Raw genomic sequence first — 21571 nt, forward strand, 5'->3', positions numbered from 1 at the left:
ATGGTGGAGGGGGACGGATTCGAACCATCGAAGGCGGAGCCGGCAGATTTACAGTCTGCTCCCTTTGGCCACTCGGGAACCCCTCCAGGGTATTTAAGTAAATAAATATTTACTATGGTTAGTCCCAATTCTAACCGCTTTATATCAACGTGTGCGTTACTATTAAAATAAGGCACAAATCAAGTTGTATGGTGGAGGGGGACGGATTCGAACCATCGAAGGCGGAGCCGGCAGATTTACAGTCTGCTCCCTTTGGCCACTCGGGAACCCCTCCAGGGTTTTAAGGTTAACTCATTCGTTATACTAACCTTCGGCTAGTCCCAATTCCAGCCGCTCTCAAGTGAGGAGCGCATAATAGCAAAATCGAATGTGCTGTAAAGAATTTTATTGCGATTTTGACTCGGTTGCTGCCTTTTTGGGCAATGATGCCAGAAAGTAACCGTTTCGCTCCTTTATCGCTTTAGATCAGATATGTTTACAAAAACTTTCTTCATCTTTACATTAGTTTACGTAGCGTATTATTTCAGCTGATAAAATGTCGAAAACCATTTTTAAGAGACCAATATGAACAACATAAAACAGATTTCTGCGTTTGGCTGCATCTTGATGTTAGTGTCAGGTGCCACTTTTGCCGCTGGACAAGGAAAAGCATCTGGGCCTTCTAAGTCTCGTTCCATCGCCGTAGTGACAGAACCGGTTGCCACTCATCAAATCTCTCAGACACTCACCTTAGTTGGCAAACTGGAAGCAGAAGAATCGGTTGTGATCGCTCCTGAAGTTTCAGGGAAAATTAACATTATTAATGTCTCTGCCAATCAGAAGGTTGATAAAGGGCAACTGTTGATTCAATTGAATGACGATAAAGCCAAAGCGGTCCTTTCGGAAGCTGAGGCTTATTTGCGTGATGAGCAGAGAAAACTGGCCGAGTTTGAACGGCTAGCGAAGAAGGGAGCAATTACCCAAACAGAAATAGACGCTCAAAAAGCCAGTGTCGATATTGCAAGAGCAAGACTTGATGCGGCCAATGCCAGCTTAAAGGATCTTAACATTACCGCTCCATTTTCTGGCACCGTGGGTTTTGTCGATTTTAGCCGAGGAAAAATGGTAAGTGCAGGCTCTGAGTTGATTACACTGGATAATTTATCGGTGATGCAACTGGACTTGCAAATTCCAGAGCGCTATTTATCTATGCTTTCAAAGGGTATGGATGTGAAAGCGACAACGAACGCTTGGGGTGGCCGTGATTTCTCGGGCAAACTGATGGGCATTGATACTCGCATTAATAGCGAGACTCTGAATTTACGAGTGAGAATTAAATTTGATAACCCGGATAATCAACTTAAACCGGGTATGTTGATGTCTGGCACGATGGAGTTTCCTGCCCTATCAGCGGCTATTATTCCTGTACAAGCGTTGCAATACTCCGGCACGAAGCGATACGTATATGTGGTTGATGACAATAATAAAGCCAAACGCACAGAAGTAATTTTAGGCGCTCGTATTGGTAATGAAGTGGTGATTGAAACGGGGCTAGAGATCGGTGAAAGAATCGTAGTACAAGGCATAGTGAATATTCGCGATGGTATTACGGTTGTCGAACAGGGGCAAAAGCAAGCGGCGATTGCGAGTAAGGATACAGAAGCTAGCAAAGGTGCAGAATAATGTTGTTATCAGATATTTCTGTAAAGCGGCCAGTTGCCGCTGTGGTGTTGAGCTTATTGCTGGTGGTATTTGGTATTGTCTCCTTTAATAAGCTGGCAGTAAGAGAAATGCCAGATATTGAAAACCCGGTTGTTTCTATATCTACACGCTATGAAGGTGCTTCAGCGACGATTATCGAAAGCCAGATTACGTCTGTAATAGAAGATCAGCTTTCTGGCATTAGCGGTATTGATGAAATCACGTCAACCACTCGTAATAGCTCGTCTCGAATTAAAGTGACTTTTGAACTTGGTTATGACTTGAACTCAGGGGTAAGTGACGTACGTGATGCCGTTGCGCGAGCACAACGTCGTCTTCCTGACGAAGCAGATGAACCACTGGTATACAAAAACAATGGCAGTGGGGAAGCATCGGTATACATCAATCTAAGTTCGTCAGAGATGGATAGAACACAGCTCACCGACTATACCGAACGTGTGCTGGTGGATCGCTTCAGTTTGATCTCAGGAGTGAGCTCGGTTGATATCTCAGGCGCACTTTATAAAGTGATGTACGTTAAGTTAAAACCTGAGCTAATGGCTGGTCGAGGCGTGACAGCTGCGGATATCACCGCTGCGCTGAAATCAGAAAACCTTGAAAGCCCAGGGGGAGAAGTACGTAACGACTCAATTGTTATGTCGGTACGTACCGCAAGAAGCTATAACCAAGTTGACGATTTCCAAGCGCTAGTGATTAAACGTTCAAGCGATGGTTCGCCTATTTATTTACGCGATGTTGCGGATGTATACATTGGTTCTCAAAACGAAAACTCCACCTTTAAAAGCGATGGTGTGGTTAACGTTAGTATGGGTATTGTGCCTCAGTCGGACGCTAACCCTCTAGAAGTCGCGCAGATGGTGCATAAAGAAGTAGAGGATATACAGAAGTTTCTTCCTAGCGGAACGCGGCTGGCGATAGATTATGACTCGACTATTTTCATCGACCGCTCAATTACTGAGGTATACAACACCTTATTTATTACCGGTGGTTTGGTTGTTCTTGTTCTTTACATCTTTATTGGTCAAGTTAGAGCAACAATCATTCCGGCGATAACCGTTCCCGTTTCGCTGATCTCGGCCTTTATCTCCGCCTACTTTTTTGGCTTCTCGATTAACCTAATTACCTTAATGGCACTGATATTGTCTATAGGCTTAGTGGTTGATGATGCCATTGTGGTGGTAGAAAACATCTTCCACCATATTGAGAAGGGAGAGTCACCACTTGTCGCTGCCTATAAAGGGGCAAGAGAAGTGGGCTTTGCGGTTGTTGCGACCACTCTGGTTTTGGTGATGGTATTCCTGCCGATTTCATTTATGGATGGAATGGTTGGCCTAATGTTCACTGAATTCTCAGTGTTGCTGTCAATGTCCGTTATCTTCTCGTCTTTGATAGCACTAACCCTGACTCCAGTTCTGGGCAGTAAAATTCTAAAAGCGAATGTAAAGCCTAACGCCTTTAATCGTGGGGTAGAGTTTCTATTCAGCAAGTTGGAAAAGGGCTATCGATTCCTATTAGTGAAAGCAATGCGTGTGCGGTTAATTGCGCCGCTGATCATCTTGGCGTGTATTGGTGGTAGTTATGGCCTAATGAAGCAGGTGCCTTCACAGTTAGCTCCGGCTGAAGATAGAGGCGTGTTGTTGGCCTTTGTCAGAGGGGCCGATGCGACAAGTTACAATAGAATGTCAGCAAATATGGACTTGGTTGAGTCAAAGCTGTTGCCACTATTAGGACAGGGGCTATTGAAGTCATTTAGCATTCAGACGCCAGCTTTTGGTGGCAGTGCCGGTGACCAAACGGGCTTTGTTATCATGATATTGGAAGACTGGAATGTGAGAACTCAGTCGGCTCAACAAGCGCTTGGTGTGGTAAGAAAAGCGTTAACAGGGATCCCTGATGCGCGTGTGATTCCTTTTACACCCGGTTTTAGAGGGGGATCAAGTGAGCCGGTTCAGTTTGTATTGGGTGGCTCCGATTATGTAGAGCTTAAAGAGTGGGCTGAGGTTCTTAAACAAGCCGCAGAAGATAGCCCATTAATGGAAGGCGCTGATATAAACTACTCAGAGAAAACGCCGGAGCTTGTTGTTACCGTTGATAAGCCACGAGCAGCTGAGTTGGGTATTAAAGTCTCTGACATCTCCAATACGCTAGAGATCATGCTGGGTGGTAAGAGCGAGACCACGTTTGTTGAGCGTGGCGAGGAATATGATGTTTACCTACGCGGGGATGAGAATAACTTTAACAATGCGCAAGATCTTAGCCAGATCTACATGAGAACCTCATCGGGCGAATTAGTCACGTTAGATGCTGTTACGCGTGTTGATGAAGTCGCCTCTGCCATTCGTCTTTCTCACTACAATAAGAAGAAAGCCATTACTGTTACTGCAAACCTAGTGGAAGGAGTCACTCTTGGCGAAGCATTGGACTTCCTTGACAATAAGGCCATTGAAACGCTGCCCGGAGACATCTCTATAAGCTACTCCGGCGAATCAAAAGACTATAAAGAGAATCAGTCGAGTATTTTGGTGGTGTTTGCATTGGCTCTCTTGGTTGCGTATTTAGTCTTGGCCGCTCAATTCGAAAGTTTTGTTAACCCGCTGGTGGTGATGTTCACCGTTCCTATGGGGGTCTTTGGTGGGTTCTTAGGACTCTTTTTAATGAGTCAAGGACTGAACATCTACAGTCAGATAGGCATGATCATGCTGATTGGAATGGTTACAAAGAACGGTATCTTGATTGTGGAGTTTGCCAACCAGCTTCGAGATAAAGGAATTGAGTTTGAAAAAGCGATCATAGACGCATCAGCTCGACGCTTACGTCCGATTTTGATGACCGCGTTTACTACACTGGCGGGGGCAATCCCACTGATTACGTCTAGCGGTGCGGGTTATGAAAGTCGTGTTGCGGTAGGTACGGTTATCTTTTTTGGAATGGCCTTTGCCACACTGGTGACACTATTTGTTATTCCAGCAATGTATCGTGTACTTTCTGCTGCAACTAGGGCACCGGGACATGTTGAACATGAGCTAACTAAGCAATTAGAGCATGAAGTAAAAGCCAGAATCAGTCACTGATAGACGATAATTAATACAAACAGCCGGACATTGGAAACAGTGTCTGGTTTTTTTATATTTAAAAAAATAGAAAATAATGAATGGAACAGGTGATTTATGTTTAGAGGGATTAAACGAAATAATTTTGAAGGGAAGGTTAAAGGGTGGGCATGTGAATGCCCTTCCTTTAATAACCTAATTAACTGAATTAATGAATGATATCAATTAGTTAAGTAGAGCAAGCATTGTTGAAGCAGCAACGATAATTGCGCCGATAACACGTAGACCTAAAGGTGCTTGGTTATACTCTCTGATGTCACTGTCGTGCCAAGTTTGTAATGCGTTGCGTAGATCTCTGTTTACCATAATTCTCTCTCCCATTTTGGGTTAACTCATAAAGTGAAGTACCTTTAACTTTCGCTATACTGCGTCTATCAAGTGTATTTTGATTGTATATACACTGAAATATAATTGCAATCAAAATGTCACATTAAGTGGAGATTATTTTTTTTAAACGAGCTTTTCGGAAAAATCGCATAGAAATCGTACAATTAGTGAGCGATTTTGGCTATTTTTAAGGCAGGATCACCATGATCCTATTGCTGATCTTTCAAGGCGTAAATACGCCGCGTTAAGTGACAGCATTAACAAGGGTTCCGCATAACCGTATTTATTAACCGCGCACAATCTATTTCTGGTTATGTTTCTCTATAAACGATAAAATGGAGAAAATTATTCTAAATAAAGCAGAGCAATGAAAATCGAATTAGATAAAACCGACCGAAAACTACTGTCGATATTACAGACAGATAGCACAGTGTCATTAAATGAGTTAGCTGAAACCGTAAACTTAACCACCACACCTTGTTGGAAGCGATTAAAAAGAATGGAAGACAACGGGGTGATCAGTAAGCGTGTCGCGCTGTTAAACCCCGAGAAGCTTGGCTTACTGTTTACCGCATTTGTGTTGATCAAAACCATTGATCATTCTCATGAGTGGTACCATCAATTTGTAGAAACCGTGACCCCTTTTCCTGAAGTGATGGAGTTTTATCGCATGGCGGGAGAGTATGACTACATGATGAAAGTTCAAGTTGAAGACATGAAGTGCTTTGATGAGTTTTATAAAAGATTGGTAAACAGCGTAGAAGGCATCTCAAACGTGACCTCAACTTTTGCCATGGAGCCCCTTAAGTACACCACAGCATTACCGATTGATGACAGATAGTGCCCCGGTTAATTACCATGCCCAAGTCGTAGCGATAAGCTATTCACTTGGGCATGATTCAATTGGCTATTGAGTAAAGCGCATAACACCTTCTTGGATAGCAGACGCAACTAAGTCACCCTGCTGATTAAAGATCTCCCCTCTGACTAAGCCTCGTGAATTACATGCCGTCGGGCTCTCAATGGAATAGAGCAGCCATTCGTCCATTTTAAATGGGCGATGAAACCACATTGAGTGATCGATAGTGGCTACCTGAAAGTTCGGTGTCATCAGGGTCACTTTGTGAGGGTGCATGGCGGTGACAAGGAAGCCCCAATCCGCCGCATACGCGAGTAGATACTGATGGATCATCTGATTGTCCGGTACGCTACCGTTGGCTTTGATCCACAAATACTGTTTTGCTTCCGCTTTTACCGGTTTTAATGGATTTATGACGGTAACAGGGCGAACCTCAATGGGCTTTTCGCCACAAAAAACTTGTTTGATCTTCTCAGGCAAAAACTCTGCAATTTTCTGTGCCAGCTCACTTTCAGATTGGTAATGCTCTGGGCTATCGATAGTTGGCATCGGGTTTTGATGCTCAAAACCTTCTGCTTCGCCATGATAAGAAGCGGTAAGGTAAAATATCGGTCGGCCATTTTGAACCGCTTTGACACGGCGAGTACTGAAACTGCGCCCGTCTCGTAAATTCTCGACATCATAGATGATCGGTTTCTCAGGATCTCCGGGATAAAGAAAGTAGCTGTGAAAGGAGTGAGCGATACGATCATTATCCACAGTGTATCTTGCTGCAGATAACGCTTGTCCCATCACCTGACCACCGTAAACTTGTGGAAGTCCTAGATGTTCGCTTTGTCCACGAAACAGGCCTTGTTCTAATTGTTCCAGCTGTAATAGATCCAATAGTGCTTGTAACGGCTTACTCATATTTCCCTCTTTGGACGCGCATCAAACTTTTGTTAAATAAATACATTCTAAGTGTTCCAATATCAAGTGCTTCTTATAGTCTATCAACAATACTTTGATAGAGAGGGCGTTATGAAAAGGACTATCTACCTTATTGCATCGGTAATATTGGCTTGGTTATTGGTTGGTTGTGAGACAACAGAGAAAGTTGCAACGTCAAACAAAGACGCACAACAGCAAGAAGTGATGCGCGCAATTTCCGGAATTGTATTTTATAGAGAAAGAATCGCACTGCACCCTGACGCTGAAGTACAAATAACGTTAGAAGATGTCTCGCTGGCGGATGCACCCTCTAAAGTTATCGCCCAGCAAACCTTTACCAGCGATGGTGATCAGGTGCCGCTCGACTTTGAGTTAAGTTATGACGCAAATGAGATACAACCGAATCATCGCTATAGTGTTAGAGCGCAAATTCGTCTAGAGGGAGAGCTTATCTATACTACAGATAGCAGCTATCCGGTAATTACCGATGTCCATTCAACGGACAATGTGCAGCTATTGCTGATAACAGTGCAGTAGTGTTAGGGGCGTTTTAAAGCTGCCACCGGTAGATTTTTAATGAAATTCTACCGGATTCGCTCACCGCAATGCCTTCAGATTCTAATCGTAATTTTTGGCGCTGGTAGCTTTCTCCTTTTAGGGAGATTTTGCCAGCGCTATTGATCACCCGAAACCAAGGTAGCTTTGAGTCTTTGGGTAAGTTGGATAGCGCTTTTCCGACATGGCGGGCATAGCCGGGATAGCCTGCCATTTTCGCCACTTCACCATAGGTGGATACCTTTCCCTCAGGTATCTTATATATAACCATATAAACCTGCTGTAAAAACGAGTCCATACACACCTTTTATTGTTCTATTACTGTCTTTATATCGATGTATCATATCCTTGTTAAGGTGAGATTGAATAGCGCTTTTTATGAGAGCTGGCTTTGTATGGTGTGAGTTATAAAACGTCAATAAGAGCAATTATTCGCCATTTAAACTCGAATGTGTTGATTTCGACCTTAGATGGCTTGCAATGAGAAGTGGGATAGTCGATAATCCTCCGCACTCGCTGCTGATAAGCTTGCGAAACAGAATCTATGGAGGCCCTGGTCCTCTCGCAACAATACTTCGTTTAATTGGTCAGGCCCGGAAGGGAGCAGCCAGGGTGAATGACTTGTGTGCCGGGATGTGGCTGGGGCTTCCACCCATTTAAAACGCCGCTTTTATTAGCGGCGTTTTGCTATCTAGCGAATGTCATTTCACATTCCTCAAAACTACTCCAACCCTTCAACTGTAATGATCTATTGCGGTTAATCAAATTTGGGCTGGTGATGTGACGTATTTGAAACAGGTGAAGGTTGGATGTACTTAGCCATCGTAATGGATCTGTACTCACGATGCATCGTTGGTTGGCATATTAGTAAACGTATGACCACTGGCTTAGTGAGTAAAGCAATGGTGAAAGCCTGTAATCTACGGCAACCGCTAAAAAGCTTGGTATTTCATTCAGATAGAGGTTCACAATATACCAGTAGACAATATCGAAAATTGTTAGCTGATTACCGAGTCAGAGTAAGTATGGGGAATGTTAGTGCTTGTTGGGATAACGCTGTTATTGAGAGGCTGTTTGGTTGCTTAAAGCATGATTGGCTGATGAAAGTTCCGCAACCGACTCGAGTCGATGTGAAGAATGATGTAATGGTAGAAATGCGCTATTACAACCTAGAAAGCTGCATACCGCTAATGGAGATCAATCGGCCAGTAGAGTATGAGAAAATCTCCTTAATAAAAGTGTCCTGATTTAGCTGTGCAGAACAAGCTCTACTGTTGTTAAATACAAAAACGAATATCAAAAAACTAATTAAGATTTTACAAATATACCTCTTGAAAAATAGCGGATGCATGTATACTATTCTGGTGCAGGGATAACCCTGGCGAATAGAAACCAAATATTGATAGCTCCCCCCAAGTTAGCTAATGCGCCCTTACTACCCGGTTTCAGTAAGGTTTTTTCTTGGTCTAATGTTTCTGCAAACACTTATATTGGTAGATGTACTCAATGAACACTTATTAATTACGAGTACTGTTGCCCTGTGTACCTATAGGAACTACAGAGTATTAAAGCTGGTACTAGATCCTGGACTTTTGCAGTAATTTTTAGGAAGGGACGCTAGACTATAGTAATCGGGATAATAGCCTTCTTAGGCATCAGAGTGTTATAAGGTAACAAATATGTTGTTAAGAATTTTTGCATTGGCTTTTATGTTTAGCTCAACCCTGATATACGCGTCTGATAAGGACAAGCAAGAACAGGTGGAGACACTTAGAAATATAGAGTTTTGTAGAATAATCGCTAGTCAATTTGAGCCTAATGAGCAATCTAAGTGGGAATCTTTGAAACAAAGTTACTTTGATGTAAGACGAGGTGCGCCTGCTAAATCCACACAGTGGGCGGAGCCTAAGAAAATAATGTGGGGTATCAAGTCTGCTGAAAATGATGCGAACAGGAGATTGAACTCGTTGCCTGCTGAAGAGCTTTATGTGCACTTTACGTGTTACGAAAAGTTGGAGAAAATACAAAAATCTAAACCCTGGTAATAGTATTTCAATTGACAGGGGTTATTGAGTGTAACTATTACTTTGTTATTTTAAAAGTTACTGAGAAAATTGCCATTTTTGGGGTGTTAAATGGGGCGATCTAGTGCTGCAGAGGCAGAGTTTACAAAGCAAAAAATTATTGAATCTGCTTTTGCTCTAACGTTGAATGAAGGGTATGAAGCATTAACTTTTACAAAACTGTCTAACCATTGCGGTGTATCCCGTTCCGGTATAAATAGGCACTTTCCTAAGAAAAATGACATCGTAAAAGTGCTGGAGCCAAAGCTGGAAAAACTATTAAAAGCGCAGATGGACTTTTCATCTCCTTCAGCGTTTTATAAATCCTGGGTAGATGGTTTAGCTAGCAACTCTGAGTTTCGTAGCGCGTTATTGGCAGCAGGACCGATTATTCCCACGGATAAAGGGATCCGGAGTTTAAAACGGCTTATCAAAGGTAGTGAAGCAGAAGTGACTAAAACTATATATATGTGTATAGGGTATGCAGTCGTCAATCTTAACTGAGTGGCATTCATGGTGGTAATTAGTAGGTGCTAGGTATAATCTATGCTTATAATTGTTAAATTAATGTAGCATTTTCATTGGTTATATTTACGGTTATTTCAGTGCTAAGAGCGGCCTATCTTCGTTTAAGTCTAGAGCGTGCCACTCAACAACACGACCTTGCGGAAATGGACTTTAGCGTACAATTAGCGGGTTACGTCCTCTAAACTGATGAGATCAAAGGCGTACTTGATGAAATGTTAGAGTATTAATCAAATTATTTAAGTTTTGTTTTCCATTATGGAGAAAAAGTATGTTCCACAAAAGTAAGATGAGTTTACTTCTTTTAATTGTATCTGCTACAGGGCTGACAGCTTGCAACGCAGAAAACGAAACGGTCATACAAAAGGAGCTGGTTCGTCCCGTCAAAATTATTTCCGCTGGCATCGATTCCCGACAGGATGTTACTAAGTTTCCGGCAGTGGTTGATGATAATCGCCTAGTTGAGCTGAGTTTTTCATCAGGGGGAAGGCTAGTCGAGTTTCCTGTTAACGGCGCTCAACAAGTTAAAACAGGCGACATAATTGCCCGACTAGATCAACAAGATCTGAACAACAATCTGAGTAAGGCTAGAGTCCAGTACGACAACGCGGAACAAGAATACAAGCGGGCCGTAAAGTTATCAAAAAGCAAAGCAATATCTCAAAGTACCCTTCTACAGAGAAAGACCGAAAGAGACGTTAGCCTGTCGCAGCTGAAAAGTGCGAAAAAAGCCGTGAATGACGCGATTTTACGAGCGCCATTTGATGGTGTAGTTGCTCAGACTTTTGTTGAAAATGGACAGTCACTTTCCGGTGGTCAAGCTGTCATTGTTCTTATTGGCGGCGACACGTTAGAAGCTTCCATTGACATACCTGCATCGTATTTAGCTAGCCTGTATAAAAGTGATAATGAAAACAACAAAATAGAGTCTTATATCATCCTTGATGTCGCTCCTGAGCTACCGTTGGAAATTAGATATAAAGAAGCTCTGCTTCTTGCGGATGCTATTACGCAAACTTACAACGTTACTTTTGAATTTACAGCACCTGAAGGGGTTCTTGTGTTACCTGGTATGAGCGCGACGATTGAAATGCGCACTACCAATGATGCAACAATAAATTCTATAGGCGTACCTTTAAGTGCGATTACGAGTGATGGCAATGAGAACTATATATGGGTAGTAAACAAACAAGATATGACCGTAGCGAAGCGCGAAGTAACGATTGCTAAAGGCGTTGGTGACATACAGGTTATTACAAAAGGACTTGAGCTGAACGAGTGGGTTGTGAGTGCTGGTGCTTCGTACTTATATGAAGGAATGAAAGTAAGGAAATGGAAATGAACTTATTGAATTACTTTATAAAAGTGAGTTGTGAAAAGGCAGGTACAAATGAATATTGCTGAGTTTACAATAAAGAATACGGTGCTAAGTATTATTGTTATCTTACTAACGATAGTTGGTGGGTGGCATGCGTATCAGGGAATGGCGCGCTTTGAAGATCCTGAGTTTACTATCAGACAAGCAGTTATTGTTACCGGGTATCCGGGAGCGAGTCCACACGAAGTCGCTCTCGAGGTAACAGAGCCCTTGGAGAAAGCAATTCAACAGCTTCCGGAGGTTAAAACTATTGAATCAGTATCTACTTACGGTAAGTCTGAAATCAACGTAGAAGTAAGGTATGAAGCCTCAAAGACAAGAGGAGATTTGCAGCTTGTCTGGAATAAACTTAGAAACAAGATTAATGACACAGTAAGCTCTCTACCACCTGGGGTTGGGGCTCCTTATGTTGCGGATGATTTCGGCGATGTATTTGGTTTGCTCTATTTTGTTACCGGGCAAGACTTCACTAATGTCGAACTAAAAAAATATGCTAAATCGTTGCAAAGCTCTCTACTTCAGGTTGATGGGGTGGCTCGTGTATCTATTGCCGGGGAGAAAAGTGAAGCGATTTATGTAGAAATATCTCAGCACGAAGCAAAACGTCTTGGTTTGTCTATTTCTAATATCGTTAACATGGTATCACAGCAAAATGCGGTCGTTTCATCAGGGAGCGTTAAGGTCGGAAACAAGCGCCTTGTTATTGACCCCACCAATGCTATTGATTCTGTAGACTCCATCAAAAACCTCTTAATCTCCGCTGATTCAGATGGAAGATTAGTTTATCTAAAAGACATTGCGAGAGTGTGGCGGGGCTATAAAGATCCGGATGAAAAGCTCTATTTGTACAATGGTGAACCTGCTATCGCTATTGGTGTTTCGGGGCAACTCGGAAGCAATATTGTAAAAATAGGCCAGGATATTGATGCAAAAATAACAGAAACTGAAAATTTGAGACCTCTAGGAATTGAATTGCATGAATTTTACCATCAGGGGAAAATCGTCGATTCTTCGGTAGAAAACTTTGTTGTCAATGTGGTTGCTGCCCTTGTCATTGTTATCGTGACATTGTTGATTTTTATGGGGTTAAAGTCAGCTTTAGTGATCGGTTCCATTTTGCTGTTAACCATTTTCGCGACACTAGCAACAATGAATATGGTTGATATTCCAATGCATCGTATTTCATTGGGGGCGCTGATTATTGCGTTAGGCATGATGGTAGACAATGCCATTGTTGTAACAGAAGGCATCCTCGTTGGTGTCAAAAATGGAATCCGCAAGCTGGATATAGCAAAACAAATTGTCCAGCGATCAGTTTGGCCTCTTTTAGGAGGCACTCTGGTTGGTATCATTGCTTTCGCCCCGATTGGATTTGCACCCGGCTCAACGGCAGAATATACGGGACATTTATTCTGGGTAATTCTTATTTCATTGCTGTACAGCTGGCTCTTTGCAATCACGCTAACACCATTGTTTTGTTTTTGGCTATTTAAAGAAGCTACACAGGATTCGGCATCTGAGGAACAAGAAAGCAGGTTTACCAGATCGTACAAAAAATTCCTCTACATGATGTTGAAGCAACGATATATAGTAATGATCGGTGTGGTTGCCATGTTCTTTGCTTCTGTTTGGGGGTTCCAGTTCGTCAAGCCTGGATTCTTCCCTGCATCAACAACACCAATGTTTGTTGTTGACTATTGGTTGCCTCAAGGAACAGATATAACCACTACAAAACGTGACGCCGAAAAGTTGGGTCAATTCGTTCAGTCACTCCAAGGTGTTGACGATGTTCAGACCTCAATTGGAGGTGGGGTGCCAAGATTCATGCTGGTTTATGCGCCTGAGTCTCAGAACTCAGCGTATGCTCAGTTATTAATACGTACAAGTGACGATAAAGTTATTGATGGTCTTTTAACTCAGATCCAAAGCTATATTGATGAATCTTTCCCTGATGCTCAAGGAAAAGTGTGGAAGTTTGTGTTGGGACCTGGCGGTGGTTCTAGGATAGAGGCCAAATTCAGTGGACCTGATACCAAAGTTTTGCGCAATTTGGCGACTCAGGCGAAAGCAATTATGGCCGAAGATGGTCGAGCTCTATCGATCAAAGATGATTGGCGCCAACCAATTAGCGTTATTGAGCCTATATATTTAGAGAAAGCAGCCCAAAGAGCGGGGGTTTCTCGTGAGGATTTAGCTTCTGCATTGGAAACGAATTATTCTGGTAAGAACATTGGTGCCTATCGAGAGCGTGATGAACTGATTCCAATTATCACCAGAGCACCGATAAATGAACGATCTGGTGTGAAGGACATTAACAGTGTGCAGGTTATCAGCTCTATAACTGGGCAAGCTGTGCCTATAGGACAAGTAACGGATGGCTTCAGAACTGTTTGGCGCGATGGTGCAGTTAGACGTGTTGATCGCCAATGGGAAATCAGAGCTCAGTCAGATCCAGTTCCTGGAGAATTAACTACCGATTTATTCAGCCGAGTTAGACCAAAAATAGAGGCAATACCATTACTTGAAGGTTATGCGCTTGAATGGGGAGGTGAGTATGGTGATTCTACAGAGTCTAACAGCAACTTAGCTTCTACTATTCCACTAGGTTTTGCGGCTATGGTTATCACAGTGTTTGTGCTATTTGGTTCAGTCAGACAGCCGGTAGTTATATGGTTGGTAGTCCCTCTTGCTCTGATTGGTGTTTCTGTTGGCCTGCTAGCAACCGGGACACCAATGGAATTTATGGCCATCCTTGGTTTATTGTCTCTTTCTGGGTTACTTATCAAGAACGCAATTGTTCTAGTTGATCAAACCGACTTAGAGATAAGTGAAGGCAAAGCAAGGCATGATGCGGTGATTGATGCTGCGGCTAGTAGAGTACGACCGGTAATGATGGGAGCGCTGACGACGGTTTTAGGTGTTATTCCTTTGTTCTTTGATGCCTTCTTTAAGTCAATGTCAGTAGTGCTTGTCTTTGGTCTTACTTTTGCCACATTGTTAACACTTATTGTCGTGCCTGTGCTTTATGCCATTTTCTTCAATATCAAGTCAAAAGAAAGCACAATGTAATTATTGAAAATAGATGGTAAATAGCCGTATAAGGGTTGATTCTTATACGGCTACCCAATTGCAACGAGCAGAGAATATGGTTCGGTATTGGTGGTGCGTAAGATGAAGCAAATACTTAATGTCATGGCTTGGGTACTGGTGTTATTTCTGGGGGTGGGTTGTTCCTATATAGGTCTAACTCAGGATGTGGAGTTATTAAACCATTCGGCAAGCATTTCAGGTGTAGTTGTGTCACATGAAAGTGATACGCCTATTGTAATTACTCTGAACAAGGTGATTGGGAAAAATGTAGAGCTAGAGGAGTTCGTTACCACTTTTCCAAATGACTTATTCAGGTTCACAGTTGCAGAAGGGAACTATTACTTGTTTGCATTTGAAGATCCGAATAAGAACTTCACTTTAGATGAGAGTGAAAGGATTGCATTCTATGGTTCACCCAGTTTATTGAAGCTAGCGCCAGATGAGAATGTAGATAACGTAACTCTTCAACTTCTATCAGCCAATAAAGCAAAACAAGCGTTGCCACACATATATAGTCCCGAAAGCCCATATAAACCAGTAAATCACCAAAATAATCTTTTGGGCAAAGTAGTTACGTCATCATATTTCGAACCAACAATTGGTCGTTTAGGTATGTGGGAACCGGTGAAGTTCCATGAAATGGGAAACAGTGGCATTTTTTTCCTGAATGAGTACTCTCCTAATAAAATCCCTGTGCTTTTCATTCATGGAATGAGTGGCTCTGGTTACGATTGGTTATATCTTGCAAATGAACTGGATAAAAATATCTTCCAGCCTTGGATAGTGCAGTACCCGTCAGGCATCGATTTAGAGTTATCCTCCAAAATGCTACATCAATCTGTTACTGAACTAGCGATTCGTTTCGATGTAAGTGAAATAAAAGTGGTAGCTCACAGTATGGGCGGATTAGTATCAAAGAGTTTTATAAACCATGTGTTTTCATCGAAAAATCAACAACCTAATATATCTTCCTTTATAACTATATCTACTCCATGGGCAGGGCATGATTCTGCGAAAAACGGAATTCAATACATGCCTGTTGCGGTTCCATCCTGGATCAACATTGCCCCGAATAGTAAGTTTCTGCATCATCTCAAGGCTGTTTCTCTAAGAGAACATCTTTTGTTTCATTTATTCTTCAGCTATCGTGATAATCCAAATCTTATTTCATCAAAAAATACAGATGGTGTTGTTTCAATGGAGAGCCAGCTCATGACTGAGATGCAAGATGACGCAATATCGGTTTATGGCTTAAATGAAGATCATACTAGTATTTTAAAAAGCCCCATCATGGCGAAAAAACTCAACGAAGCCCTCAAAATGTCTCCTTAAACCTAAATGAAGTTAGATGGATAAGAAGCTTGAGTTCAGTTTTTCTATTCAGTGCTTAGTCTTATCTGATTGCATTTTGTGATACCAAAAATTTTCCGTATTTTTCTAATTTAAGTAATTATTCTAAGAAGGTTTTGTCGGGTGGACGACAATTGTTACCATGTGCTGTCTAGCTGCATTTCTTGCTAACTATTACTGCAAAATTAAAGCTAAGTTGTTGAAGTTTGTAGAATGCGATGCTGACTTATATTGCAAGCATCACCATTTAAAACGCCACTTTTATTAGCGGCGTTTTGCTATCTAGCGAATGTCATTTCACATTCCTCAAAACTACTCCAACCTTTCAACACTCCGCTGCTCATCCAGAGTAATCAACTCGTTCAAATACACCATAACGGCATTAAGTTCGTTTTGATCAGCATCGGTTAACGTTGAGTGTAGGGTAACTAAGTAGTCGCGTGCTAATAGCGGCATATTGGCAATTTCGGTTTGGTTGGGTATTAAGTTAGGCATAATGGCCTCCGAGTATTAGTTTTATATTGTTCACAACTCAAAGGTCCTAAGCTTTGGGTGGCAAACTGAACAGGGTTAGGACTACCGCATACTCGAATACGGCCAGCATAAATGCTGCCCCGCTCAGCTCACCATAATTTCACTAAGGACTGTTCTACTTAGCTAATTTCGGATATGCCAAAGCAACATATAGATTTGGCTATTTGTTGAAGCCTCTATACGTCGAGTATTTTTCGGGGTCCTAAACCCGACACTGGATTTTGCCAGTGCTGGAGTAGGGTATAAAAAGAATGGCTGTGGTGCAATGGCGTATTTGTCTAGTTTTATGACTGTTGCATCTATGCTTTCTGCGTTGAGGTGTCCTTGGTAAAGCTCATTGATCAGGTGGGGCTTATCCCCCAAGACTCTTCACAATGACCACCATTGACAGTGGTTTATTGCAATACTAGAAGCTATCTAAAAGGTCTATTCCGTCCTAAGCACCTGAATTGTTTTTGTCCAGAACCTTCACCGTTGGCATTTCGTAACTCAGAAATGCCCCATTGTTTGTTACGCTTCTAAATACGTTACAGATGATCAGCTAATTTTGTCGACAGAAGATTTAGTAAGATATTGTTAATAAAAGGATTGGTACTATTCTTCATAGGATAAAGCGCATTGTTAAAAAGTGATAACACGCTGGCTCGTTTTTATTTGATGACAGAATACATAGTTCGATGTATTTTCTTTAATTTTTAGTGAGTTATGATAAGTTGATGGAAAGTCAGGCAGACAGGAAAACGAGACTGCCTGTTATTAAGAATGTTAGAGCTCTTGGAGAGATTAGTGCTAGAAAAAGAAATCGCTAAGTTTTCATATTCGTGTATGTCCAATACTAAATGGAGAAAATTTTTTAGTGTGGTCAATGAGTCCAATTTGAAGCTACCTAATTGTGTCTGGAAACTTGTTGGTGAGGCTGAACCGAAAAGTGGGTTCGTTCCAGATTTCGGCCAACTTGGCGAAGACTATGTCGGAGATTGTGGCGCATTAAATGGGCCTTTTGAGTTTAAACGTATTGAATGGCTTAAATTACCAACTCGCATTGGATTTAAGCCATATGAGAAGGCACCAACTCAATTCAAAATGCAGGAGTTTTCCACAATAATTGAACAGCTAAGCTCTATAGGGAGTTTTGAGTTAGACGTAAATTCAGAGGGTGTTACAGTCTATGGCTATAAGCCTTAACAAGGCCATCAACCAACGCCACTTCGTGGCTGGACAGCCTAAAGCGCGCTTTGCGCACGGCTGCCGGTTATTGCGGCGATATGTGTTCTTTCGTGTAGCATCGTTTTAATTAAGTGCTCTAGCTCAAGAAACTTTCAAGATGATTTCTATAATATCTTAAGATTCAGTTGGTTAAGTGGATAACAAAATGAACCGTGAACAAATCTATGACTTCATTGGTGAGCTTGCAATAGCTCTTTACTCTAAACAAATCAAAATTAGCTTATCTGCGCTAAATGCGATTTTGGCAGATAAAGGCGTTGAATATGGTAATAATCGTGGATTAGCTTCTGGAGTTGCCGCAGCATATCGTCATTGGGAGAAAAAAGATCCAGTCATCTACCATGCTATTGCGTTTACTTTTAGGGATAAAAACGGAAATGTTCCGTGGGACTAAACACATAACAATAAATTTAAGAGTGATTCACAACGCTCGGCGCTTTCATTTCAAGTCAGTTTAGTGATTATGGCACAATGGTTTAGCTAAGGTGCTAGCGTTGTTCACACCTTAATTTGGCGTTATGTGTTTGGGAGGAGAAATGTCAGTTTGGCAAAAAATCGCCAGTGAAGTTGAAACAAAAGTTAATAATCAAAAGCTTCACACACTAGGCGAAATGAAGAAAATAGTATCGAATAAAGATTCTGGCTTTTACTGGATTTACACAAAGATACCAGCTCAAAAGTTCCTTGATTATTCTGTTCCAGATAACTTAGTTCACATTGACTTCGCTGAATTAGCGAAAGTAAATCTTCCTTTTGAGTGGACTATCAAGCAATTTGACGACGATTATTGGTGTGTCTACAACGGTAAAGGCAAAGCTTTGCGAGATAGACTGGCGGCAGCATTTACTAATACTCAAGGCGCAACAGGAAAACTCGCTTTAGAGCGGTGTTTTGAGGTTGATGAGTTTCGCGTTAAGTTTGTAGTTTGTGATAGCTCGGATGAGCAGTACGGTATTAGGTGGGCATATGCGGGCATTGAGCGAGACTTAGAGAGGGTTTGGCGATTGAATAATGGTTGGCCATTTTTGTGTCGCACACAACAAACTGTTCAAGAGGGATTCGCAACGCGTGGCATTTTTACCATGCGTTTAGTTTAGTGTTTAAGGTGGTATGCGGCGGAAGCGGTATTGCGTTGCTCACACCTTAACAGGGCGTTAGGCTTTCGGTAAGAGTTAATGGAATATAAGTGTGATATCGAGTTTTTAGAACGGCGGTTGAGATTGTTAAAGTGGCTTAACTATGGGTTTATTATCCCTTGCTTAATAGCTTTATATTTCAAACCTTCGATTTTTGTTGTAAATGGCTCCCTTACTACAGGAATTGCTATTTGTGCAGCTATTATGTATTTCTTGAGGTTTACCGATAGACACTACGACAGTGCTTTATACAACCATTGTAGTGACGTGGTTATTGTAAACAACGTCGGGGTTGAGTTTTGTAACCAAGACTCAGGCTACAACTTTAAGCGCAATCACGAAGATATTGTGTCGGTGGAATACTCAAGATTATTTGGTACTCCAAAGGTGAAGCTTCGATTAACCAACAATGAATTCTATGATCTCGTTTGGTTTAAAGACTCGAACTCTCTTTACAATAAGCTAAAAAGTAAAGAGAGCTTGGTGAAAAAAGCCTGACAAACTGTTCAAGACGGACTGCTAACACGGGCACTTTTAGCACCAGTCGGGTGTAGTGTTTAAGGTGGTTTAGTATAGTTACGTGGTAGGTTGGCAGCCACTTAACAGGGCGTTAGGTGTTCCTCAAAAGATAGGTCATTTTATGGATAGTAGAATTCCTTTACCAACAGATAATATCTATAAGTTTTACGCTTTGTTTGGACTCTTGCTTTTTGTCTTTGGGATTGGCTCAATAATATATATGAATCAATCAACCAATAATTTGGTTTACGAGATTATTGTCGAATACCATACTCTCAAAAACATCCCAGAAGAAGCACGGTCATTGGCTGAAGAAGCAACATTTCAAGTACTTGATCGAAAACTTGATGTTGCAGTCCGCGACAAAGTTTTTTATTCATCCGGTATCGGAGCAATCATTGCTATTGGGATGTTCATGATATGGTATGGTTTTAGGGCTTGGCACACAGTAATTCAACCGATGCAAGATGAGATAACCCGTTTAAATATAAAGAAACTGAAACAAGAAGTTGGCGAGTAGTGAACACCTAACAAATTGCTTAAGAGTGACGGCTAACCTTAGGCATTTTTGGTTCGGTTTAGTCTTGCGATTACGGTGGTTTTGCTTGGGTTTCGTGGTGTTAGCCGCACCTTAGCAAGGCATTAAGTGTCTATCAAATATGACAGAGGATGTATGAACCACTGGTTGAAAATCAAAATCCCTATTGATTCTGAAGTTGATCTAAAATCAGAAATGGCTGCTCCTCAACATGTTACGGATTACTACATTCAACATGGCGATAAGCAACTTTGCTTTTGGCTGACCGACGATAGTAACCTGTTTGGTGTATCAAAGGTGTTAAGAAGTTTCTGCTGTAAGCGTGCGGATATCCACTCAATAGTATTAGAGTATGTAAAACCTGCAAAAGGGCAAGGTTGGGTATCATTGGAAGTATATGGTTTCAATAATCGCAGCATTGGATCATTAGGTAGTGCTAGATATTCAATTAAATCATTGGAATGGTTGAGTGAGGTTCAAATTGAACTTGCCAATGAATTTGGTTTTACAGTCTGTTGCCTAGAGTTAGGTTATGACACTTAACAAACTGCTTAAGATGGACTGCTAACGCTCGGCAATTTTGATTCTAGTGATATAGTGTTTACGGTGGTTTGTTCAAGCAGAGTAGCTATGCGTCGTCAGCTACTTAGCAAGGACGTTACCAAATCTGCAGTTCTAACTTGAAACTGACCACAAATGTTTCAGAGAACGATACTCTGCAATATGATGTTTAATAGATGCAAGGGACTGTCGGATTGATTGCAATGGTGTAGTAGTTAGAGTGAAACCTATCTTAGACAGTGCCGAGTATCATTGTTGATTTAATGAAAACTAATTACAGGGCACTGACCGTTTTGTTATTTAGCGTTTGCCAAATTAAAGAATACCTATAGCGTTAATGAAGTCGTTAAAATGTAAGCGCGTCATAATGATTTGCACAACTAAATATAAATGGAGTTAAAACAGCTGCTTTACTTATCCCTTTTTAAATTCGCGAATAAATTTATAGATAGTGTGTCGGGTAATATTTAGTTTTCCAGCAACAATAAGAACAGATTCTTTGAATTCAAAAATACCGTTGCTATATAGGATTTCACAAATTGACTTATTTCGACGTTTAGCCGTTACATGGCTAGCGTTGTCAACGGTTTCAATTGCTTGGTCAAGTGCATTTTTTATGCTCGAAGTTGGATCAGAAACAAGAACTTCACTTGCTTTTGAACTTTCATTAGGAATGGTATAACTGGCGAGGAACTCATTGAGTGGTACAGACATGTTAATGTTAATACTGATCAGGCCAATAGGCTTACTACCGTTAGTAATTACCAGTATCGAAGACTTTAACATAGTGTCACCAACCTCAACAAAGTAAGGTTGAACTCGGTTCTCACCTGTCGATTGATATTCAAATACAACTCGTAACGCTTTGTCTGAAATGGGATCACCTACTTTACGGTGACTGATACCACCATTGACAATTTTTACGACGGACATTTCAACATCTTCAAGAGAGTGAACGACAACTTCGCAATGTTCACCATTTATTGACGCCACTAGATCTGCGATATCAAAGTATTTCTCCAACACTTCTTGATCTTCTTGGTTAAAGTTAAAAGAGCGGCTTGCAGATTTGTACATGAAAATCTCCGTTTTATTGCATTATGTTTCTATTTTCACAACCACAAAATTCTAACAAATATTAAAACTTTGTGGTTTGATTTGTCGAGGA

General features: G+C 41.4%; 20 protein-coding genes, 2 tRNA genes, 1 other RNA gene and 1 pseudogene. 17 read left to right on the plus strand and 7 right to left on the minus strand.

All coding sequences use genetic code 11. From position 1 onward, the window contains the following. Position 1: 1 nt before the first annotated feature. Both F0227_RS10615 and F0227_RS10620 read right to left on the minus strand, forming a co-directional pair. Positions 2 to 86, minus strand: a tRNA-Tyr gene (locus tag F0227_RS10615). 103 nt (positions 87 to 189) lie between these two features. Beyond that, positions 190 to 274, minus strand: a tRNA-Tyr gene (locus tag F0227_RS10620). A gap of 332 nt (positions 275 to 606) precedes the next feature. Between F0227_RS10620 and F0227_RS10625 the strand changes: the two genes are divergently transcribed. Together F0227_RS10625 and F0227_RS10630 are read left to right on the plus strand one after the other, a co-directional pair. Next, entirely contained in the window at positions 607 to 1662 is a 1056-nt protein-coding gene (locus tag F0227_RS10625; protein WP_253822080.1) for an efflux RND transporter periplasmic adaptor subunit, read from the plus strand. Further along, complete coding sequence (locus tag F0227_RS10630) at positions 1662 to 4772, plus strand: multidrug efflux RND transporter permease subunit (protein ID WP_171753182.1); 3111 nt, start codon at positions 1662 to 1664, stop codon at positions 4770 to 4772. Before F0227_RS10625 ends, F0227_RS10630 begins: the two co-directional genes overlap by 1 nt. A 204-nt stretch (positions 4773 to 4976) precedes the next feature. Here F0227_RS10630 and F0227_RS10635 read toward each other — a convergent pair whose 3' ends face one another. Further along, positions 4977 to 5117: a hypothetical protein gene (locus tag F0227_RS10635; RefSeq protein ID WP_171753183.1), complete on the minus strand. Its 141-nt coding sequence runs from the start codon at positions 5115 to 5117 to the stop codon at positions 4977 to 4979. A gap of 388 nt (positions 5118 to 5505) precedes the next feature. Between F0227_RS10635 and F0227_RS10640 the strand changes: the two genes are divergently transcribed. Next, positions 5506 to 5979: an Lrp/AsnC family transcriptional regulator gene (locus F0227_RS10640; RefSeq protein ID WP_171753184.1), complete on the plus strand. Its 474-nt coding sequence runs from the start codon at positions 5506 to 5508 to the stop codon at positions 5977 to 5979. 66 nt (positions 5980 to 6045) lie between these two features. On the opposite strand, the gene tesB is transcribed toward F0227_RS10640, so the two are convergent. After that, positions 6046 to 6906, minus strand: coding sequence for an acyl-CoA thioesterase II (tesB, locus tag F0227_RS10645; protein ID WP_171753185.1), 861 nt, complete (start codon positions 6904 to 6906; stop codon positions 6046 to 6048). A 111-nt stretch (positions 6907 to 7017) separates the two neighbouring features. Here tesB and F0227_RS10650 point away from each other — a divergent pair, with 111 nt between their 5' ends. Further along, positions 7018 to 7464 carry a YbaY family lipoprotein gene (locus F0227_RS10650; protein ID WP_171753186.1) on the plus strand — a complete coding sequence of 149 codons (447 nt, stop codon included), beginning with the start codon at positions 7018 to 7020 and terminating at the stop codon, positions 7462 to 7464. A gap of 13 nt (positions 7465 to 7477) precedes the next feature. On the opposite strand, the gene F0227_RS10655 is transcribed toward F0227_RS10650, so the two are convergent. Continuing rightward, the gene (locus tag F0227_RS10655; RefSeq protein ID WP_171753187.1) at positions 7478 to 7780 is read right to left on the minus strand and encodes an MGMT family protein; all 303 of its coding nucleotides are present in this window, start codon (positions 7778 to 7780) and stop codon (positions 7478 to 7480) included. A gap of 253 nt (positions 7781 to 8033) precedes the next feature. On the opposite strand from F0227_RS10655, the gene ffs reads away from it, so the two are divergent. The 7 genes and pseudogenes from ffs (at position 8034) to F0227_RS10690 (ending at position 15870) form a co-directional block, all read left to right on the plus strand. After that, positions 8034 to 8130, plus strand: an RNA gene (ffs, locus tag F0227_RS10660) — signal recognition particle sRNA small type. Between the two features lie 102 nt (positions 8131 to 8232). Beyond that, positions 8233 to 8657: pseudogene (locus tag F0227_RS10665) on the plus strand (IS3 family transposase); the annotation flags it as partial. A 504-nt stretch (positions 8658 to 9161) separates the two neighbouring features. After that, positions 9162 to 9527, plus strand: coding sequence for a hypothetical protein (locus tag F0227_RS10670; RefSeq protein WP_171753188.1), 366 nt, complete (start codon positions 9162 to 9164; stop codon positions 9525 to 9527). 90 nt (positions 9528 to 9617) lie between these two features. Beyond that, positions 9618 to 10049, plus strand: coding sequence for a TetR/AcrR family transcriptional regulator (locus F0227_RS10675; protein ID WP_171753189.1), 432 nt, complete (start codon positions 9618 to 9620; stop codon positions 10047 to 10049). A 310-nt stretch (positions 10050 to 10359) separates the two neighbouring features. Further along, positions 10360 to 11412, plus strand: a complete 1053-nt coding sequence (locus F0227_RS10680) for an efflux RND transporter periplasmic adaptor subunit (RefSeq protein ID WP_171753190.1) — start codon at positions 10360 to 10362, stop codon at positions 11410 to 11412. A 48-nt stretch (positions 11413 to 11460) separates the two neighbouring features. Continuing rightward, entirely contained in the window at positions 11461 to 14517 is a 3057-nt protein-coding gene (locus F0227_RS10685; protein WP_171753191.1) for an efflux RND transporter permease subunit, read from the plus strand. A gap of 102 nt (positions 14518 to 14619) precedes the next feature. Beyond that, positions 14620 to 15870 (plus strand): alpha/beta hydrolase, encoded by a 1251-nt coding sequence (locus F0227_RS10690; protein ID WP_171753192.1) that lies wholly within the window; start codon positions 14620 to 14622, stop codon positions 15868 to 15870. 330 nt (positions 15871 to 16200) lie between these two features. Here F0227_RS10690 and F0227_RS10695 read toward each other — a convergent pair whose 3' ends face one another. After that, positions 16201 to 16383, minus strand: a complete 183-nt coding sequence (locus F0227_RS10695) for a hypothetical protein (RefSeq protein WP_171753193.1) — start codon at positions 16381 to 16383, stop codon at positions 16201 to 16203. Between the two features lie 825 nt (positions 16384 to 17208). On the opposite strand from F0227_RS10695, the gene F0227_RS10700 reads away from it, so the two are divergent. From F0227_RS10700 to F0227_RS10725, 6 genes are all read left to right on the plus strand, one after another. After that, positions 17209 to 17607, plus strand: coding sequence for a DUF6678 family protein (locus tag F0227_RS10700; protein WP_345775803.1), 399 nt, complete (start codon positions 17209 to 17211; stop codon positions 17605 to 17607). 187 nt (positions 17608 to 17794) lie between these two features. Continuing rightward, on the plus strand, positions 17795 to 18043 hold the full coding sequence (locus F0227_RS10705; RefSeq protein ID WP_171753194.1) for a hypothetical protein: 249 nt from the start codon (positions 17795 to 17797) through the stop codon (positions 18041 to 18043). A 142-nt stretch (positions 18044 to 18185) separates the two neighbouring features. Then, positions 18186 to 18746: a hypothetical protein gene (locus F0227_RS22085; RefSeq protein WP_345775804.1), complete on the plus strand. Its 561-nt coding sequence runs from the start codon at positions 18186 to 18188 to the stop codon at positions 18744 to 18746. Between the two features lie 243 nt (positions 18747 to 18989). Further along, positions 18990 to 19283 carry a hypothetical protein gene (locus F0227_RS21930; protein WP_253822079.1) on the plus strand — a complete coding sequence of 98 codons (294 nt, stop codon included), beginning with the start codon at positions 18990 to 18992 and terminating at the stop codon, positions 19281 to 19283. A gap of 142 nt (positions 19284 to 19425) precedes the next feature. Beyond that, the gene (locus tag F0227_RS10720) at positions 19426 to 19824 is read left to right on the plus strand and encodes a hypothetical protein (protein WP_171753197.1); all 399 of its coding nucleotides are present in this window, start codon (positions 19426 to 19428) and stop codon (positions 19822 to 19824) included. 153 nt (positions 19825 to 19977) lie between these two features. Next, a complete protein-coding gene (locus tag F0227_RS10725; RefSeq protein WP_171753198.1) occupies positions 19978 to 20385 on the plus strand; it encodes a hypothetical protein in 408 nt (135 codons plus the stop codon). 432 nt (positions 20386 to 20817) lie between these two features. On the opposite strand, the gene F0227_RS10730 is transcribed toward F0227_RS10725, so the two are convergent. Then, on the minus strand, positions 20818 to 21480 hold the full coding sequence (locus tag F0227_RS10730; RefSeq protein ID WP_171753199.1) for a PAS domain-containing protein: 663 nt from the start codon (positions 21478 to 21480) through the stop codon (positions 20818 to 20820). Positions 21481 to 21571: the final 91 nt, after the last annotated feature.

The sequence above is a fragment of the Vibrio sp. 99-8-1 genome (genome assembly GCF_013114595.1).
GTDB lineage: Bacteria > Pseudomonadota > Gammaproteobacteria > Enterobacterales > Vibrionaceae > Vibrio.

What these genes read in the sequence shown, in the direction of transcription:
- F0227_RS10625 (WP_253822080.1), top strand. Translation starts at nt 607, where the DNA reads ATGTTAGTGTCAGGTGCCACTTTTGCCGCTGGACAAGGAAAAGCATCT.
- F0227_RS10630 (WP_171753182.1), top strand. Translation starts at nt 1,662, where the DNA reads ATGTTGTTATCAGATATTTCTGTAAAGCGGCCAGTTGCCGCTGTGGTG.
- F0227_RS10635 (WP_171753183.1), bottom strand. Translation starts at nt 5,117, where the DNA reads ATGGTAAACAGAGATCTACGCAACGCATTACAAACTTGGCACGACAGT.
- F0227_RS10640 (WP_171753184.1), top strand. Translation starts at nt 5,506, where the DNA reads ATGAAAATCGAATTAGATAAAACCGACCGAAAACTACTGTCGATATTA.
- tesB (WP_171753185.1), bottom strand. Translation starts at nt 6,906, where the DNA reads ATGAGTAAGCCGTTACAAGCACTATTGGATCTATTACAGCTGGAACAA.
- F0227_RS10650 (WP_171753186.1), top strand. Translation starts at nt 7,018, where the DNA reads ATGAAAAGGACTATCTACCTTATTGCATCGGTAATATTGGCTTGGTTA.
- F0227_RS10655 (WP_171753187.1), bottom strand. Translation starts at nt 7,780, where the DNA reads ATGGACTCGTTTTTACAGCAGGTTTATATGGTTATATATAAGATACCT.
- F0227_RS10670 (WP_171753188.1), top strand. Translation starts at nt 9,162, where the DNA reads ATGTTGTTAAGAATTTTTGCATTGGCTTTTATGTTTAGCTCAACCCTG.
- F0227_RS10675 (WP_171753189.1), top strand. Translation starts at nt 9,618, where the DNA reads ATGGGGCGATCTAGTGCTGCAGAGGCAGAGTTTACAAAGCAAAAAATT.
- F0227_RS10680 (WP_171753190.1), top strand. Translation starts at nt 10,360, where the DNA reads ATGAGTTTACTTCTTTTAATTGTATCTGCTACAGGGCTGACAGCTTGC.
- F0227_RS10685 (WP_171753191.1), top strand. Translation starts at nt 11,461, where the DNA reads ATGAATATTGCTGAGTTTACAATAAAGAATACGGTGCTAAGTATTATT.
- F0227_RS10690 (WP_171753192.1), top strand. Translation starts at nt 14,620, where the DNA reads ATGAAGCAAATACTTAATGTCATGGCTTGGGTACTGGTGTTATTTCTG.
- F0227_RS10695 (WP_171753193.1), bottom strand. Translation starts at nt 16,383, where the DNA reads ATGCCTAACTTAATACCCAACCAAACCGAAATTGCCAATATGCCGCTA.
- F0227_RS10705 (WP_171753194.1), top strand. Translation starts at nt 17,795, where the DNA reads ATGAACCGTGAACAAATCTATGACTTCATTGGTGAGCTTGCAATAGCT.
- F0227_RS22085 (WP_345775804.1), top strand. Translation starts at nt 18,186, where the DNA reads ATGTCAGTTTGGCAAAAAATCGCCAGTGAAGTTGAAACAAAAGTTAAT.
- F0227_RS21930 (WP_253822079.1), top strand. Translation starts at nt 18,990, where the DNA reads ATGTATTTCTTGAGGTTTACCGATAGACACTACGACAGTGCTTTATAC.
- F0227_RS10720 (WP_171753197.1), top strand. Translation starts at nt 19,426, where the DNA reads ATGGATAGTAGAATTCCTTTACCAACAGATAATATCTATAAGTTTTAC.
- F0227_RS10725 (WP_171753198.1), top strand. Translation starts at nt 19,978, where the DNA reads ATGAACCACTGGTTGAAAATCAAAATCCCTATTGATTCTGAAGTTGAT.
- F0227_RS10730 (WP_171753199.1), bottom strand. Translation starts at nt 21,480, where the DNA reads ATGTACAAATCTGCAAGCCGCTCTTTTAACTTTAACCAAGAAGATCAA.